This window comes from Kluyvera fluvialis, assembly GCF_059725275.1.
Genome location: NZ_AP046142.1, coordinates 3,974,876 through 3,992,230, shown reverse-complemented (window position 1 = coordinate 3,992,230; position 17,355 = coordinate 3,974,876). Strand labels below are relative to the sequence as shown.

Genomic DNA, 17,355 nt, shown 5'->3' with positions numbered 1-17,355 from the left:
GTATCAGTCTTTGGGACAAAAAAATAGCGGCTAATCATAGCTCAGCATTGCGCGTTTGAGAATGGTGGATTCACAATCGCCCTCTCAGGAACCGTTTCCAGCGTCCAGTTTTTCACCGCATTATTGAGTAAATCGGTAAGGCTATAATCCTGCCATTGTGCCGGAATCGTCTGCCCTAAAAAGCGTAATGCTTGAACGAGTACAGGACGAGGATCGCCGGTTGGTAAAGCAGGTGCATGATTTTGCTTAGAAAGTTTAGCACCTTCTGCATTCAATGCCAGCGGCAGATGAATATAGTCCGGGGCTTGCCAGCCAAACTGCTGGTAGAGTGAAATTTGTCGTACGGTGGGTTCAATAAGATCGGCCCCACGGACAATTTCCGTCACGCCCTGGAAGTGGTCATCCACCACCACCGCCAGGTTATAGGCAAATAAGCCATCACGGCGATGAATGATAAAGTCTTCTCTCGCCAGACGTTCGTCGGCCTGGATAACCCCGCGTAGCAGGTCTGTGAAAGCGGTCACTGGGTGGTGTTGGCGCAGGCGTAAGGCCGCATTTTCTGGGCCGTTATTGCGCCCGCGGCAGTAGCCGTCGTAGGTTCCACCGATGCTGTGAATGCGGGCGCGCGGGCAGGTGCAGTAGTAGCATAAATCCTGACTTTTCAGCCAGGCCAGCGCTTCTCGGTAGGCGTCATGACGCTGAGACTGCCACAGAATGTCGCCATCCCAGTGCAGGCCGTAATGTTCCAGCTGATGCAAAATGGTGGTTGCAGCACCGGGAACTTCACGAGGGGGGTCGATATCTTCGATGCGTACTCGCCAAATACCCTGTCGGGCGCGAGCCTGTAAGTAACTTCCGAGTGCCGCAATCAACGAACCAAAATGCAGTTCACCGGAAGGGGAAGGGGCAAAACGCCCAATATAAGGTTGTGATGACATGGTGTATTTGAATGTTGAACGTCACGCGGGGCAACGCCTGATGGCGCTTCGTTTATCTGACCTGCATACCACAGGCCGGGCAAACGTAGCGCCCCGGCAATCATGACTCAATACCGGATGGTGCTTCGCTTACCTGGCCTACACACCGTAGGCCAGGTCGCGCAGCGCTTCGGTCATCATGATTATTTTAGTTCGCTTAGCCTGCCATCTGCTTTTCGCGGATTTCTGCCAGCGTTTTGCAGTCGATGCACAGGTCAGCCGTTGGACGAGCTTCCAGACGACGAATACCAATCTCAACACCGCAAGATTCGCAGTAGCCGAAATCTTCATCTTCGACTTTCTTCAGCGTCTTCTCGATTTTTTTGATCAGCTTGCGCTCACGATCGCGGTTACGCAGTTCGAGGCTGAATTCTTCTTCCTGGGCGGCACGGTCTACCGGATCCGGGAAGTTTGCAGCTTCGTCTTGCATGTGTGTAACGGTGCGATCGACTTCATCCCTAAGTTGATTACGCCATGCCTCAAGAATACGCCTGAAGTGCGCTAGCTGGGCTTCGTTCATATACTCTTCGCCTGGCTTCTCTTGGTACGGCTCCACCCCAGCGATGGAGAGAATACTCAGGGACGATGTTTTACGGTTTTGCCCTTCTTGCATGTTGCTTCTCCTTAACACGCACTATCGATCCCCGTGTTCGGGGGAAAAATCAGGCCGCTATAAATAGCAGATGCTTTTCCGTATGGCAATTATCTAAACGTAACACTTGACAATGCTGTGAGGAAAAGCGTATTTGCACCGCAGCCCGAACACTTTCTATGCTGTTTCATCCCGTGATAACGAAACGGGTAACGGCGATATCAGAGTTATAATATCGGTAGAAAGTTCCGCTTTATAAGCCAAAATCTCTACCCCCTGTTTCTTTGCTTCATTTAATAGGTGTGCGTATTTGGCATCAATATGGTGTGCAGGAGCGAAATATTCAATGGCTGAGTGCAAAATAGCAAACAACAAAACGGCGCGATCGCCGCTTGCTACAACGCTCATCAGCTCGCGTAAATGCTTCTGTCCTCGCACCGTGACGGCGTCAGGAAAATAGCCAAACTCATTGTCTGCCAGTGTGACTGATTTCACTTCAATATAGCAGTTGGGGCGATCATCTGCCTGTAACATGATATCGATTCTGCTGCCTTCCTCACCGTATTTCACTTCGCTTTTCAGGGTGTTGTAGCCGGTTAGTTGAGGAATGACGCCCGCAAGAATTGCGTCTTTTGCCAGGGTGTTTGCGCGTAACGTATTAACGCAAATAAAATCCCCTTTTTGTGTCTGCGTTATTTCCCATGTATGTGGATATTTACGCTTAGTATTTTCTGATGTGGAATACCACACGGTATCGCCGGGGGTTGCGCAACCGGTCATTGCACCAGTGTTAGGGCAGTGGATCGTGAGGGTTTCTCCGGCGGGGGTTATCACATCGGCCAGAAAACGTTTGTAACGTTTAATCAGCGTGGCGGATTGGAGCGGCGGCGTAAATTGCATTGTCTTTCCTTGATTAGTCGCTGAGCGTCCAGCGCTGTAATGGCGTGTAGCGTGTGCGGCCTGCGGAGAAACGAGACTCATACAGCACGAACTCGGTTATCGGGATTTCCCAATGAAAACCCGGCGCGGGAATCGCCACCGCCTGTGCGGCGTTACGCAGCAGCGTCAGGTGCGGATGAAACGGCTGTGGGCTTTGATAACAGCCGCTGCGTGCGGCCTGTGCGCGTAACATGCTGGCAAGCTGTAACAGCCCGCGCGGTGGTTGACGGGTTCCCAGCCATACTACGCGAGAGCGCAGCCACTGCCCGGCATCATCCAGATGCAGCGTAAAGCCCGGCTGGCGAATACGCCCGGCCATCGCGGCGAGCGCCCGCTGTTTGTCGGCGCTGACGTCGCCAAGAAACGCCAGCGTCATATGCAGATTCGCGGCCGCGACCGGTGCGCCAGCGTCGGCGGGGAAATGATCTGCCCGCCATTGCACCAACTGCTTTTGAATTTTGGCGGGGATCTCAATGGCGAAAAACAGTCTTTTTGGCTCAGACATCGTGGGTACTCGGTAATGAAGTAGGGCGATGCTACAATGTACGCCGTCTAATGTTAACCCTCTGGAGCCATTCGTGTCCTTGTTGCCGGTCGCCAACGTCCTCCCCGAACTTCTTCTCGCCCTCCAGCAGGCCCCGCAGGTACTGCTTAACGCGCCAACCGGTGCGGGTAAATCTACGTGGTTACCGCTGCAAATTTTGCGCGATGGCGGTATTCACGGGCGTATTTTACTGCTGGAGCCGCGCAGGCTGGCGGCGCGCAACGTCGCACAGCGGCTGGCGGAATTGCTCGGCGAAAAACCGGGCGAAACGGTGGGTTACCGAATGCGCGCCGAAACCTGCGTTGGCGCCAATACGCGTCTCGAAGTGGTAACGGAAGGGATTCTGGCGCGGATGATCCAGCATGATCCTGAACTGAGCGGTGTCGGGTTGGTGATCCTCGATGAATTCCACGAACGTAGCCTACAGGCGGATCTCGCGCTGGCGCTGTTGCTGGATGTACAGCAAGGGCTGCGTGACGATCTTAAACTGCTGATTATGTCGGCCACGCTGGATAACGACAAACTCCAGCGTCTGCTGCCGGATGCCCCGACGATAACTTCGCAAGGGCGCGCGTTTGCGGTAGAGCGCCGGTATCAGTCGCTGCCCGCGCATCAGCGTTTTGACGAAGCCGTTGCGATAGCCACCGCAGAGCTGTTACGCCAGGAGTCCGGTTCGTTGCTGCTGTTTTTACCCGGCGTTGGCGAAATTCAGCGGGTACAACATCAGCTTGCAGAGCGCGTCGCCGATGACGTGCTGCTGTGTCCTTTATATGGCGCGCTGCCGCTTAGCGAACAGCGGCAGGCGATTCTGCCCGCGCCACAGGGAAAACGAAAAGTGGTGTTGGCGACTAATATCGCAGAAACCAGTTTGACCATCGAAGGGATTCGCCTGGTGGTGGATAGCGCACAAGAGCGCGTTGCACGCTTTGATGTGCGCACCGGCCTGACTCGTCTGGTGACGCAGCGCGTAAGCCAGGCGTCGATGACCCAGCGTGCCGGTCGCGCCGGGCGACTGGAACCAGGCGTGTGTGTGCATCTGCTGGCGAAAGAGCAGGCCGAGCGCGCGGCGGCGCAAAGTGAGGCGGAAATCCTGCAAAGCGACCTGTCTTCATTGCTGCTGGAGCTGTTGCAATGGGGCTGCCATGACCCGGCGCAGCTCAATTGGCTCGATCAACCTCCTGCCGTCAACCTTGCGGCGGCGCGGCGTTTGCTGAGCCAGCTTCAGGCGCTGGCCGACAACCGTCTGACGCCGAACGGGCAAAAAATGGCGGCGCTGGGCAATGATCCGCGTCTCGCGGCGATGCTGGTGGCGGCACAAAGTGATGATCAAGCGGCGACGGCCGCGCGGCTGGCGGCGATTCTCGAAGAGCCACCGCGCGGGGGAAGCAGTGATTTATTGCAGGCGTTTTCTCGCTCGCAGGGCCAATGGCAACAGCGCAGCCAGCAGTTGTGTAAGCGGCTAAACCGCCGCATGGGTCAGGCGAATAGCGATGATATCCCGTTACTGCTGGTGCAGGGTTTCCCCGATCGCATCGCCCGGCGACGCGGGCAGGAAGGGCGTTATCAGTTGGCGAATGGCATGGGCGCGATGCTTGATGCTGACGATGCACTAAATCGCCATGAGTGGCTGATTGCGCCGCTGCTGTTGCAGGGAAATTCCTCGCCGGATGCGCGCATTTTGCAGGCTTGTGCGGTGGATATCGACGCATTAATTGCCCGCTGTCCGCAGTTGTTGCAGCAGTCCGACACCGTGGAGTGGGACGACGCGCAAGGGACGCTAAAAGCGTTACGTCGCAGCCAGGTCGGCCAGTTGACGGTGAGCGTTCGCCCTCTGGCAAAACCCTCCGAAGATGAACTTCATCGCGCGATGCTAACCGGTATTCGTGAAAAAGGGTTAAGTGTACTTAACTGGACTCGTGAGGCAGAACAGCTACGCTTGCGGTTACAGTGTGCGGCGCGTTGGCTGCCGGAGGACGCATGGCCAGCGGTTGATGAGACATCGCTGCTGGATGAACTGGAAAACTGGCTACTGCCGCACATGAGCGGCGTGCATTCGCTACGGGGATTAAAATCGTTAGATATTCATCAGGCGCTGCTCGACTGGCTGCCGTGGTCATTACGACAACGTCTGGCGAGTTCGTTGCCAACTCATTACACTGTGCCCACAGGAAGCCGTATTGCCATTCGCTATGATGATGAAAATCCACCGGCTTTAGCGGTGCGAATGCAGGAGATGTTTGGCGAAGCCAGTACCCCTACCATTGCCGAAGGGCGCGTGGCATTGGTGCTGGAGTTGCTGTCACCGGCGCAGCGTCCGTTGCAGATTACGCGCGATTTAAGCGCGTTCTGGCAAGGTGCGTATCGGGAAGTGCAAAAAGAGATGAAAGGACGTTATCCCAAACATGTGTGGCCAGATGATCCGGCTAACACCGCCCCAACGCGACGCACGAAGAAATATTCGTAATGGGGATTAGCCGGATAAAGCCTGTACGCTGCCGTCTGGCATAAAGCGGTAAAAATTGAGAGATATCTTCTTCTGTTTCCTGACGGAAGAACGGAAAATCAGGCCGTTGCGCCTGAATTTAGCGGAGAGAGAGCATGGCGGGGAATGACCGCGAGCCGATTGGACGTAAGGGAAAGCCTTCACGTCCGGCAAAACAAAAGGTAAGCCGTCGGCAGCAGTATGACGACGATTATGATGATGATGGATATGACGATGCACAACCACGCTCGCGTAAAAGCGGCGGCGGCAAGGGAGGCAAACCGCGCGGCAAACACCGCTGGTTCTGGTTCCTGGTCAAACTGGGCATCGTTTTTGCGGTATTGATTGCTATTTATGGCGTCTATTTGGATCAAAAAATCCGCAGCCGTATTGATGGCAAAGTCTGGCAGTTACCGGCGGCCGTGTATGGCCGCATGGTCAACCTTGAGCCGGATATGCCCATCAGCAAAAAAGAGATGGTGCAGCTACTGACGGCGACGCAGTATCGCCAGGTCACCGCGATGACTCGCCCTGGCGAATTCACCGTGCAGGCTAACAGCATCGAGATGATCCGCCGCCCGTTCGATTTCCCGGACAGTAAAGAGGGGCAGGTGCGCGCGCGTCTGACCTTTGACGGCGATCATCTGGAAACCATCGAGAACATGGATAACAACCGCCAGTTCGGTTTCTTCCGTCTCGATCCGCGTTTGATTACCATGCTGTCGTCGCCAAACGGCGAACAGCGCCTGTTTGTGCCGCGTAACGGCTTCCCGGATTTGCTGGTGGATACATTGCTGGCGACCGAAGACCGTCACTTCTACGAGCACGACGGCGTGAGCCTGTACTCCATTGGTCGTGCGGTGTTGGCGAACGTTACCGCCGGTCGTACGGTTCAGGGGGCGAGTACGCTGACCCAGCAACTGGTGAAAAACCTGTTCCTGTCCAGCGAGCGTTCTTACTGGCGTAAGGCTAACGAAGCCTATATGGCTGTGCTGATGGATGCGCGTTATAGCAAGGATCGTATCCTTGAGCTGTACATGAACGAGGTATACCTCGGACAGAGCGGCGATAACGAAATCCGTGGCTTCCCGCTGGCGAGTCTGTACTACTTTGGTCGTCCGGTGGAAGAGCTGAGCCTTGACCAACAGGCGCTGCTGGTGGGGATGGTAAAAGGGGCGTCGATTTATAACCCGTGGCGTAACCCGAAACTGGCGCTGGAGCGTCGTAACCTGGTACTGCGCCTGCTGCAACAGCAGAAGGTGATTGACCAGGAGTTGTACGACATGCTGAGCGCGCGTCCTCTCGGCGTGCAGCCGCGCGGTGGGGTGATCTCACCACAGCCGGCGTTTATGCAGATGGTGCGTCAGGAGTTGCAGGCCAAACTGGGCGATAAAGTGAAGGATCTCTCCGGCGTGAAGATCTTCACCACCTTCGACTCGGTGGCCCAGGATGCGGCTGAAAAAGCGGCAACCGAAGGTATTCCGGTACTGAAGAAACAGCGTAAATTGAGCGACCTCGAAACCGCGATGGTGGTTGTTGACCGCTTCAGCGGCGAAGTCCGCGCAATGGTCGGCGGGGCGGAGCCGCAGTTTGCGGGCTATAACCGTGCGATGCAGGCGCGTCGTTCAATTGGTTCTCTGGCGAAACCCGCGACCTATTTGACGGCGTTAAGCCAGCCGAATCAGTACCGCCTGAACACCTGGATTGCCGATGCGCCAATCTCTCTGCGCCAGCCGAATGGCCAGGTGTGGTCACCGCAGAATGACGATCGTCGTTTCAGCGGTCAGGTGATGTTGGTCGATGCGTTAACGCGCTCAATGAACGTTCCAACGGTTAACCTCGGGATGGCGCTGGGCTTACCGGCAATTACCGAAACCTGGCAGAAACTGGGCGTACCGAAAGATCAGCTACAGCCGGTTCCGGCAATGATCCTCGGGGCGTTAAACCTGACGCCGATTGAAGTGGCACAGGCCTTCCAGACTATCGCCAGCGGCGGTAATCGGGCCACGCTTTCCGCGCTGCGTTCCGTTATCGCGGAAGACGGCACGGTGCTGTATCAGAGCTTCCCGCAAGCTGAGCGTGCGGTTCCGGCGCAGGCGGCGTATATGACGCTGTGGACAATGCAGCAGGTTATTCAACGCGGTACGGGCCGTCAGTTGGGCGCGAAATACCCGAACCTGCATCTGGCAGGGAAAACCGGTACGACCAACAACAACGTCGATACCTGGTTTGCCGGGATTGATGGTCGTGAAGTGGTGATAACCTGGGTAGGCCGCGACAACAACCAGCCGACGAAGCTGTACGGTGCGAGCGGGGCGATGTCGATTTATCAGCGTTACCTGGCGAGCCAGTCGCCTATCGCGCTGGATCTGACTCCGCCGGAAGATGTGGTGAATATGAGCGTCGATGAAGGCGGTAACTTCATCTGCGGCGATGGCGGTATGCGTATGCTGCCGGTCTGGACAACTGACCCAGATTCGCTGTGCCAGCAAAGCCAGCAGGCGATTGAGCAGCAGCAGGCGGCGAATCCGTTTAGCTCGTCGTCCTCAGAGCCGCAGCAGCAACAACAACAACAGCAACAACCGCCAGCGCAGGAGAAGAAAGACAGCGATGGCGTAGCCGGTTGGATTAAGGACATGTTCGGCGGTAATTAATCTCACTTCACCGAGTCAACAAAGCCCCTATTCGTATAGGGGCTTTTTTTATCGAATACTTTTCTTTTTATTAACGCCTTTCTTGCATCTGTTTATTTCTTAACCCCTTAATTCTAGTAGGGACGTATATCACTTGCTATGCGTCCATCAGCTGCCCTATCATGCTTTGGTTATAATAATAATTCTCGTTTACGTTATCATTCACTTCATCAGAGATATACCAATGGCGCGTCTTAAAACTGCTCAGCCAAACCTCTCGCTGCGTAAACTCGCAGTCGTAGTAGCCACAGCGGTTAGCGGCATGTCTGTTTATGCACAGGCTGCAGAACAACCGAAAGAAGAAACCATCACCGTCACCGCCGCTCCTGCATCACAGGAAAGCGCGTGGGGGCCGTCGCCGACGATTGCAGCGAAGCGCTCTGCCACGGCAACCAAAACGGATACCCCGATCGAAAAGACCCCGCAGTCGATTTCGGTGATCACTCGTCAGGAGATGGATATTCACCAGCCGACGACCGTTAAAGAAGCTATGGCCTATACGCCTAGTGTTTTCTCGACTCGTGGTAGCTCGACGACTTACGATGTGGTTTCTATTCGTGGCTTCACCGCACCGACGACTGTCAATACCAACCAGTATCTGGATGGCATGAAACTTCAGGGGAACAACTACTCTGAAATTTCAATGGACCCGTATTTCCTGGAACGTGTTGAAGTGATGCGCGGGCCAACCTCAGTGCTGTATGGCAACAGCAATCCCGGCGGGATTGTCAGCATGGTCAGCAAACGCCCGACCACTGAACCGCTGCGTGAAATCCAGTTCAAAATGGGCACTGATAATCTTTGGCAGACGGGCTTCGACTTCAGTGATGCGATTGATGACGCAGGCGTGTGGTCTTACCGCCTGACGGGCTTAGGCCGCAGCCAGGATACACAGCAGAAGATGTCGAAATCTGACCGCTACGCTATTGCCCCCTCTTTTAGCTGGCGTCCTGATGACAAAACGGATTTCACCTTCCTGAGCAACTTCCAGAGTGACCCGAACGCGGGCTACTACGGTTGGTTGCCGCGCGAAGGTACGGTTGTGCCGTACATTGATGCGAACGGTAACGCGCACAAGCTGCCGACCGATTTCAACGAAGGTGAGAAAGACAACAAGATGGCGCGCCGTCAGCAGATGGTGGGCTATAGCTTCTCGCACGAATTTAACGATACCTTCACCGTGCGCCAGAACCTGCGCTACGACCAGGTGAAAACGCTGTATCGTTCGGTGTATGGTTTTGGCTACGAAGCGCCGGGTAAAATCACGCGCAAGTACGTTCGCTCTGACGAAAACCTCAATGCCTTTACCGTTGATACGCAACTGCAATCCGCGTTTGCCACCGGTGATGTGCAGCATACCCTGCTGACCGGCGTGGACTATTCTCGCCTGCGCAACGATATTGATGCCAAATATGGTGATGCTGATGCATTAAGCATGCAGAATCCTCAGTATGGCAATCCAAATATCAATATTACCTTCCCGTATGCGGTACTTAACCGTATGGAACAGACTGGCCTGTATGCACAGGATCAGATGGAATGGGATAAGTGGGTACTGACGCTGGGTGGCCGCTACGATTACGCGATGGCATCAACGCTGACCCGCTCCAGCAATACGCTGGCACAGAACCACGATCAGCAGTTTACATGGCGTGGCGGTCTTAACTACCTGTTCGATAACGGCGTTTCTCCGTACATCAGCTACAGCGAGTCTTTCGAGCCGACCTCTGGTTCCACAAAAGACGGCAAGCCGTTTGACCCTTCTCGTGGCAAACAGTATGAAGCTGGCGTGAAGTATGTACCGAAAGATATGCCAGTCGTTCTGACAGGTGCGGTCTACCAGTTGACCAAGAACAAGAACCTGACGGCGGATCCGAGCGACTCAACCGGCTTGTACAGCATTCAGGGCGGCGAAATCCGTTCTCGTGGTGTTGAACTGGAAGCGAAAGCGGCGGTTAACGAAAATATTAACGTTACGGCGGCCTACAGCTACACCGACGCGGAATATACTCACGACACCATCTTTAAAGGCAAACGTCCGGCAGAAGTTCCGCGTTCCCAGGCTTCCCTGTGGGCGGATTACACCTTCTACGACACGGCGTTGAGCGGCCTGACTTTCGGGGCTGGCGTGCGTTATACCGGTTCAACGGTAAGCTACTACAAAAACGACACATCGACTGGCAAGAAAAACGAGCAGTTTAACGTCGCCGGTTACACCGTGGCGGATGCAATGGTGAAATACGATCTGGCGCGCTTTGGCCTGCCGGGATCGTCTGTTGCTGTTAACGTCAATAACCTGTTTGACCGCGAATACGTCTCCAGTTGCTATAGCGAATATGCATGTTACTGGGGCGCTGAGCGCCAGGTTGTTGCCACCGCAACGTTCCGTTTCTAACCACCTCTCGGGCGCGGATTTTCCGCGCCCTTTGACATGTTGACGGTTATGCAGGACAACACAACTCGTTCCGATACCACCTTTTCTCTTGATCAGGTCTCTTTCCGCGTGCCTGGTCGCACCCTGTTACATCCACTCTCTTTAACTTTCCCGGCGGGAAAAGTGACCGCGCTTATCGGCCATAACGGCTCGGGCAAATCGACACTGCTTAAAATGCTCGGGCGTCATCAGCCGCCGTCGGAAGGTGACATCCTGTTGGATGGCCAGCCGCTGGAAAGCTGGAACAGCAAAGCCTTTGCCCGAAAAGTGGCTTACTTACCCCAGCAACTGCCGCAGGCCGAAGGCATGACGGTGCGTGAACTGGTGGCGATAGGTCGCTATCCGTGGCACGGTGCGTTAGGCCGTTTTGGCGCGGCAGATAGGGAAAAAGTCGAAGAGGCGATTAACCTGGTCGGCCTGAAGCCGCTGGCGAATCGTCTGGTTGATAGCCTCTCTGGCGGCGAACGTCAGCGCGCGTGGATTGCGATGCTGGTGGCGCAAGACAGCCGCTGCCTGCTGCTCGACGAGCCAACATCCGCGCTGGATATCGCGCATCAGGTTGACGTGCTGGCGCTGGTGCATCGCCTAAGCCAGCAGCGCGGGCTAACGGTTATTGCCGTCCTGCATGATATCAACATGGCTGCTCGCTACTGTGATTACCTGGTGGCGTTGCGCGGTGGTGAGATGATTGCTCAGGGCACACCGGATGAACTGATGCGCAGCGACACGCTGGAGCAGATTTACGGCATCCCAATGGGCATCCTTCCACATCCGGCGGGTGCTGCGCCGGTAAGTTTTGTCTACTGATGGGTTCCTCTCCTTTCATTAGCCGTCGCCGTTTATTAACGGCGATGGCGCTTTCACCGTTGCTCTGGCAAATGCGTCAGGTGCAGGCGGCCGTCGCTATAGATGCCACCCGCGTGGTCGCGCTGGAATGGCTGCCGATTGAGCTGCTGCTGGCGCTGGGCGTAACGCCGTACGGTGTGGCAGACATCCCCAACTACAAACTGTGGGTGAACGAGCCAGCGCTACCGGACTCGGTGATTGATGTCGGCCTGCGCACGGAACCGAACCTTGAACTGCTGACCCAAATGAAACCGTCGTATCTCTTCTGGTCGGCAGGCTATGGCCCGTCGGAGAAGACGCTGGCGAAGATTGCGCCGGGACGTGGATTTGCGTTCAGCGATGGCAAAAAACCGTTGGCTCAGGCTCGGAAATCACTGCTGGAGATGGCGCAACTGCTGGATAAAATGCCGCAGGCGCAACGCCATCTGCATGAGTTTGACGCCTCGATAGAACGCCTGAAACCGCGCTTTGCCGGGCGCGGCGAAAGACCCTTGCTGATGATTACGCTGCTCGACCCGCGCCACATGCTGGTATTTGGCCCTAACTGCCTGTTCCAGGAAGTGCTGGACGAGTTCGGCATTAAAAACGCCTGGCATGGTGAAACCAGTTTCTGGGGCAGCGTGGCAGTGGGCATTGACCGGCTGGCGGAATACAAAGACGTTGATGTGCTGTGCTTTGACCACGGTAATGACCAGGAGATGCGCAGCTTGATGGCTACGCCGTTGTGGCAGGCGATGCCTTTTGTACGTGCAGGGCGCGTGCATCGCGTACCTGCCGCGTGGTTCTACGGCGCGACGCTCTCGGCTATGCATTTTTGCCGCATTCTGGATAACGCTCTGGGAGGCAAAGCGTGAAAAGCAAGATTTCACCTTTCGCCGCCGCGCTGCTGCTGGCGCTGTTTATGGCTGCGCTGGCGCTAACCTGGTTTAACTTCAACGTTGCACTACCGAGCGCACAGTGGTTAACGGCGCTGCGCCAGCCGAATATCGACGCTATCGACCAAATGCTGTTCCACTACAGCCTGATGCCGCGCCTGGTTATCTCGTTGCTGGTAGGAGCGGGTTTAGGGCTGGTGGGCGTGCTATTCCAACAGGTGCTGCGTAATCCGCTGGCGGAGCCAACCACGTTAGGCGTGGCGACGGGCGCCCAGTTGGGTATGACGGTGACCGCGCTGTGGGCGATTCCCGGTGTGTTAACCTCACAGTTTGCTGCCTTAGCGGGGGCGTGTATCGTCGGTGCGCTGGTGTTTGGCGTCGCCTGGGGGAAACGTCTGTCGCCGGTAACGCTGATTCTGGCAGGGCTGGTGGTGAGCTTGTACTGCGGGGCTATCAACCAGTTAATGGTGATTTTCCACCACGACCAACTGCAAAGTATGTTCCTGTGGAGCACCGGCACACTGACGCAAACCGACTGGAGCATTGTCCAGCGCCTGTGGCCACAACTGCTGGGCGGCGTGATGCTGACGCTGCTGCTGCTGCGTCCTCTCACTCTGATGGGGCTGGATGATGGCGTGGCGCGCAATCTGGGTCTGGCGCTATCGCTGGCGCGTCTGGCGGCGCTAACGCTGGCGATTGTCATCAGCGCGCTGTTAGTGAATGCGGTCGGGATTATCGGTTTTATCGGCCTGTTCGCGCCGCTGCTGGCGAAAATGCTCGGCGCTCGCCGCCTGCTGGCGCGCCTGATGCTGGCTCCGCTGATTGGCGCGCTGATCCTCTGGCTTTCTGACCAACTGATTTTGTGGCTGGCGCGTGTCTGGATGGAAGTGTCTACCGGTTCGGTGACTGCGTTAATCGGCGCACCGCTGTTGCTGTGGCTGCTGCCACGGTTGCGCAGCATGAGTGCGCCGTCGATGAACGCTGGCGAGAGCGTCGCCCGTGAGCGTTACCATGTGCAGTGGTTTGCGCTGGCGGGGCTTGCCATTCTCCTGGCGGTGATGTTTGCCGCGCTCTCCTTTGGGCGAGATGCACAGGGCTGGCATTGGGCGTCGGGTACGCTGCTGGATGAGTTGCTTCAGTGGCGATGGCCGCGCGTGATGTCGGCGATGATTGCCGGAATGATGTTAGCGGTAGCGGGCTGTATTATTCAGCGTCTGACCGGTAATCCGATGGCAAGCCCTGAAGTGCTGGGTATTAGCTCCGGCGCGGCGTTTGGCGTGGTGTTGATGCTCTTTATCGTGCCTGGCAATGCCTTTGGGTGGTTGTTGCCTGCCGGTAGTATTGGCGCTGCCGTGACGTTACTGGTGATTTTGCTGGCGGCGGGGCGCGGCGGCTTTTCACCGCACCGTATGCTGCTGGCGGGGATGGCGCTGAGCACTGCGTTTACCATGTTGCTGATGATGCTCCAGGCCAGCGGCGACCCCCGCATGGCACAAATCCTCACGTGGATTTCTGGCTCGACTTATAACGCCACGGGGCTTCAGGTGGTGCAGTCCGGCGCGGCAATGGGTGTGTTGTTCCTGCTGGTTCCGCTGTGCCGCCGTTGGCTGACGATTCTGCCTTTAGGCGGAGATACCGCGCGAGCGGTGGGGATGGCGCTGGCGCCGACGCGTATTGTGCTGTTACTGCTGGCGGCGTGCCTGACCGCAGTGGCCACCTTGACGATTGGGCCGTTGAGCTTTGTCGGGCTGATGGCTCCGCACATTGCGCGCATGTTGGGGTTCCGTCGCACTATGCCACACATGGTGATGTCGGCGCTGATCGGCGGGCTGCTGTTGGTGTTTGCTGATTGGGCGGGAAGAATGATGATGTTCCCGTATCAGATTCCGGCGGGGCTGCTGTCTACCTTTATCGGTGCACCTTACTTTATCTATCTGCTGAGAAAACAGAGCCGATAAAATGAGCCGGGTGGCGGCTACACCTTACCCGGCCTACAGAATTGCCGGGTAGGGCGAAACTGCTACCCGGCAAAACCGATTACAGTTTGGCAAACGCTCGGCGCGCAGCGTCGATAGTGTTGTTAATATCTTCTTCGCTGTGGGCGATAGACATAAAGCCTGCTTCAAACGCCGATGGCGCAAGGTACACGCCTTCTTCCAGCATCAGGTGGAAGAAGTGTTTAAAGCGCTCAACGTCACATTTCAGTACGTCCTGATAGCAGGTCACTTCTTTGGCGTCGGTAAAGAAAATACCGAACATGCCGCCCACGTTATTCACAACCAGCGGAATACCGGCTTCGTTTGCCGCATCCAGCAGGCCTTGCGCCAGTTGGTTCGTGCGCTCGCTCAGCGTTTCGTGAACGCCTGGCTGGGCGACTTCGGTCAGACAAGCAAAACCTGCCGCCATAGCGATTGGGTTACCGGAGAGCGTACCCGCCTGGTAAACCGGGCCGGTCGGAGCCAGAGCATCCATCACATCGCGACGTCCACCGAATGCGCCCACCGGCATCCCGCCACCGATGATTTTACCCAGACAGGTTAAATCGGGGACAACGCCGTAGTAATCTTGTGCGCCCGCCAGTGCCACGCGGAAACCGGTCATTACCTCGTCGATAATCAGCAGCGCGCCGAACTCATCGCACAGCGCGCGCAGGCCTGGCAGGAACTCTGGCTGCGGTGGAATACAGTTCATGTTGCCCGCAACCGGCTCTACGATGATGCAGGCAATTTCCTGCGGGAACTGCTCGAAAGCGTCACGCACAGAAGCCAGATCGTTATAGGTGCAGGTGAGGGTGTGCTTGGCGAAATCTGCCGGTACGCCCGGCGAGTTTGGCTGGCCGAGGGTCAGTGCCCCGGAACCTGCTTTCACCAGCAGACAGTCGGCGTGGCCGTGATAACAGCCTTCAAACTTGATAATTTTATCGCGACCGGTAAAGCCGCGTGCCAGACGAATGGCGCTCATGGTGGCTTCAGTACCGGAGTTCACCATCCGCACCATATCCATCGTCGGAACCAGTTCGGTGACCAGTTTCGCCATCGTGACTTCCATTTCGGTTGGCGCACCGAAACTTAAACCACGCTCTGCGGCTTCGATGACCGCATTGCGAATCGCCGGGTGGTTGTGACCCAGCACCATCGGCCCCCAGGAACCGACATAATCGATATAGGCTTTGCCATCGACGTCATACAGATACGCACCGTCGGCGCGTTCGATAAACAGCGGCGTGCCGCCCACGCCGGTAAAGGCTCGTACCGGTGAGTTCACACCGCCGGGGATAAGTTCACGCGCAGCGCTATAGAGATTTTCAGATTTGCTCATGGGTAGAGTCCTGGTCCGTGAAAAATGTTTTGCCGGTTATTCTAAGTTATTCCGTAGAGGTTATGAAATGTTTGCCTAATTGCAACAGTACCTTTATTGGACAATTTTTTGGCGACGAAGCGGGTGAGGGCGAGTAAAATGCCCCCCTTTCTATTTGTACTACCAATTAGTGATGACGGTATGAAAGCAGAAATACCTCCTTTAGAAGCACAACGAATCGTCCGTTTGCGTCGTCGTGATACGGTGCGTAAATTGCTGAATCGGGATAAAACACCGCTGATAGTGCTGTTGATGGCGGCGGTCGTCGGCATTCTGGTTGGGCTGGTTGGCGTTGCATTTGAACATGCGGTGAGCTGGGTGCAGAACGCGCGTATCGGCACGCTGGCTCAGGTGGCTAACCATTGGTTTATCGTCTGGCCGCTGGCGTTTATTCTCTCTGCGCTGCTGGCGATGCTTGGCTACTGGCTGGTGCGCCGCTTTGCGCAAGAGGCCGGTGGTTCCGGTATTCCCGAAATTGAAGGCGCACTGGAAGATTTACGCCCAGTACGCTGGTGGCGCGTGCTGCCGGTGAAATTTATCGGCGGCATGGGGACGTTAGGCGCGGGAATGGTGCTGGGGCGCGAAGGGCCAACGGTACAGATTGGTGGCAATATCGGGCGCATGGTGCTGGATATTTTCCGTCTGCGCAGCGACGAAGCCCGCCATACGCTGCTGGCGACCGGCGCGGCGGCGGGGCTGTCGGCGGCGTTTAATGCCCCGCTGGCCGGCATTTTATTTATCATCGAGGAGATGCGCCCGCAGTTCCGCTACAGCCTGATTTCCATCAAAGCGGTGTTTACCGGTGTGATTATGTCGAGCATCGTGTTTCGCATCTTTAACGGTGAAACGCCGGTGATTGAAGTCGGCAAGCTGACCAATGCGCCGGTCAATACGCTGTGGCTGTATCTGGTGCTGGGGATTATTTTTGGCTGCGTCGGGCCGCTGTTTAATACCCTGGTGCTGAAAACCCAGGATATGTTCTTTCGCATTCATGGCGGTGATATAAAAAAATGGGTGCTGATCGGCGGGCTGATTGGCGGTAGCTGTGGCATTTTAGGCCTTATTCAACCGGCGGCCTCTGGCGGTGGGTTTAACCTGATTCCTATCGCGGCGGCGGGCAATTTCAGCGTCGGTGCGCTGCTGTTTCTGTTTGTCGCCCGCGTCATCACCACGCTGCTGTGCTTCTCATCCGGTGCGCCGGGTGGGATTTTCGCGCCAATGCTGGCGTTGGGTACGCTGCTGGGGACGGCGTTCGGGATGGCGGCGATGAACCTGTTTCCGGCCTATCATTTAGAGGCAGGGACTTTTGCCATCGCCGGAATGGGCGCGCTGTTGGCGGCATCGGTACGTGCGCCGCTCACCGGTATCGTGCTGGTGCTGGAGATGACCGATAATTATCAGCTCATTTTGCCAATGATTATTACCGGACTCGGTGCCACGCTATTAGCTCAGTTCCTCGGCGGCCAGCCGCTCTATGCGACGATTTTGGCGCGAACGCTCGCCAGGCAAGAAGCCGAACAACAGGCAAAAGCCCAATCTGCAGCACCGGAGAATACTTGAACGATTTACCAGGGTATTAGATAATGCCTCAAACAGTCGGGTTAATTTATACCCAG

The 17,355-nt window shown here is 56.2% G+C and carries 12 protein-coding genes; 7 read left to right on the top strand and 5 right to left on the bottom strand.

The genetic code is table 11. The features are described from left to right. Nucleotides 1-41: 41 nt before the first annotated feature. From gluQRS to thpR, 4 genes are all read right to left on the bottom strand, one after another. Nucleotides 42-938, bottom strand: a complete 897-nt coding sequence (gene gluQRS / locus AC6I4B_RS18965) for a tRNA glutamyl-Q(34) synthetase GluQRS (protein WP_497767369.1) — start codon at nt 936-938, stop codon at nt 42-44. A 196-nt stretch (nt 939-1,134) separates the two neighbouring features. After that, nucleotides 1,135-1,590 carry an RNA polymerase-binding protein DksA gene (dksA, locus tag AC6I4B_RS18960; protein ID WP_175960549.1) on the bottom strand — a complete coding sequence of 152 codons (456 nt, stop codon included), beginning with the start codon at nt 1,588-1,590 and terminating at the stop codon, nt 1,135-1,137. 156 nt (nt 1,591-1,746) lie between these two features. Continuing rightward, nucleotides 1,747-2,469, bottom strand: coding sequence for a DNA/RNA nuclease SfsA (gene sfsA / locus AC6I4B_RS18955; RefSeq protein ID WP_497767367.1), 723 nt, complete (start codon nt 2,467-2,469; stop codon nt 1,747-1,749). A gap of 13 nt (nt 2,470-2,482) precedes the next feature. Continuing rightward, nucleotides 2,483-3,013 carry an RNA 2',3'-cyclic phosphodiesterase gene (gene thpR, locus AC6I4B_RS18950; protein ID WP_497767365.1) on the bottom strand — a complete coding sequence of 177 codons (531 nt, stop codon included), beginning with the start codon at nt 3,011-3,013 and terminating at the stop codon, nt 2,483-2,485. A 73-nt stretch (nt 3,014-3,086) separates the two neighbouring features. Between thpR and hrpB the strand changes: the two genes are divergently transcribed. The 6 genes from hrpB (at nt 3,087) to fhuB (ending at nt 14,340) form a co-directional block, all read left to right on the top strand. Next, the gene (hrpB, locus tag AC6I4B_RS18945; protein ID WP_497767364.1) at nt 3,087-5,516 is read left to right on the top strand and encodes an ATP-dependent helicase HrpB; all 2,430 of its coding nucleotides are present in this window, start codon (nt 3,087-3,089) and stop codon (nt 5,514-5,516) included. 134 nt (nt 5,517-5,650) lie between these two features. Beyond that, a complete protein-coding gene (gene mrcB / locus AC6I4B_RS18940; protein WP_497767362.1) occupies nt 5,651-8,188 on the top strand; it encodes a bifunctional glycosyl transferase/transpeptidase in 2,538 nt (845 codons plus the stop codon). Between the two features lie 223 nt (nt 8,189-8,411). Next, a complete protein-coding gene (gene fhuA / locus AC6I4B_RS18935; protein WP_497767360.1) occupies nt 8,412-10,622 on the top strand; it encodes a ferrichrome porin FhuA in 2,211 nt (736 codons plus the stop codon). 48 nt (nt 10,623-10,670) lie between these two features. Further along, nucleotides 10,671-11,468, top strand: a complete 798-nt coding sequence (gene fhuC / locus AC6I4B_RS18930; protein ID WP_497772247.1) for a Fe3+-hydroxamate ABC transporter ATP-binding protein FhuC — start codon at nt 10,671-10,673, stop codon at nt 11,466-11,468. Beyond that, on the top strand, nt 11,468-12,361 hold the full coding sequence (gene fhuD / locus AC6I4B_RS18925; protein WP_497767359.1) for a Fe(3+)-hydroxamate ABC transporter substrate-binding protein FhuD: 894 nt from the start codon (nt 11,468-11,470) through the stop codon (nt 12,359-12,361). Before fhuC ends, fhuD begins: the two co-directional genes overlap by 1 nt. Continuing rightward, nucleotides 12,358-14,340: a Fe(3+)-hydroxamate ABC transporter permease FhuB gene (fhuB, locus tag AC6I4B_RS18920; RefSeq protein ID WP_497767357.1), complete on the top strand. Its 1,983-nt coding sequence runs from the start codon at nt 12,358-12,360 to the stop codon at nt 14,338-14,340. Before fhuD ends, fhuB begins: the two co-directional genes overlap by 4 nt. Nucleotides 14,341-14,419: 79 nt before the next feature. Here fhuB and hemL read toward each other — a convergent pair whose 3' ends face one another. Continuing rightward, on the bottom strand, nt 14,420-15,700 hold the full coding sequence (gene hemL, locus AC6I4B_RS18915; RefSeq protein WP_497767356.1) for a glutamate-1-semialdehyde 2,1-aminomutase: 1,281 nt from the start codon (nt 15,698-15,700) through the stop codon (nt 14,420-14,422). Between the two features lie 180 nt (nt 15,701-15,880). Here hemL and clcA point away from each other — a divergent pair, with 180 nt between their 5' ends. Continuing rightward, on the top strand, nt 15,881-17,299 hold the full coding sequence (clcA, locus tag AC6I4B_RS18910; protein WP_497767355.1) for a H(+)/Cl(-) exchange transporter ClcA: 1,419 nt from the start codon (nt 15,881-15,883) through the stop codon (nt 17,297-17,299). The last annotated feature ends 56 nt before the right edge of the window (nt 17,300-17,355 follow it).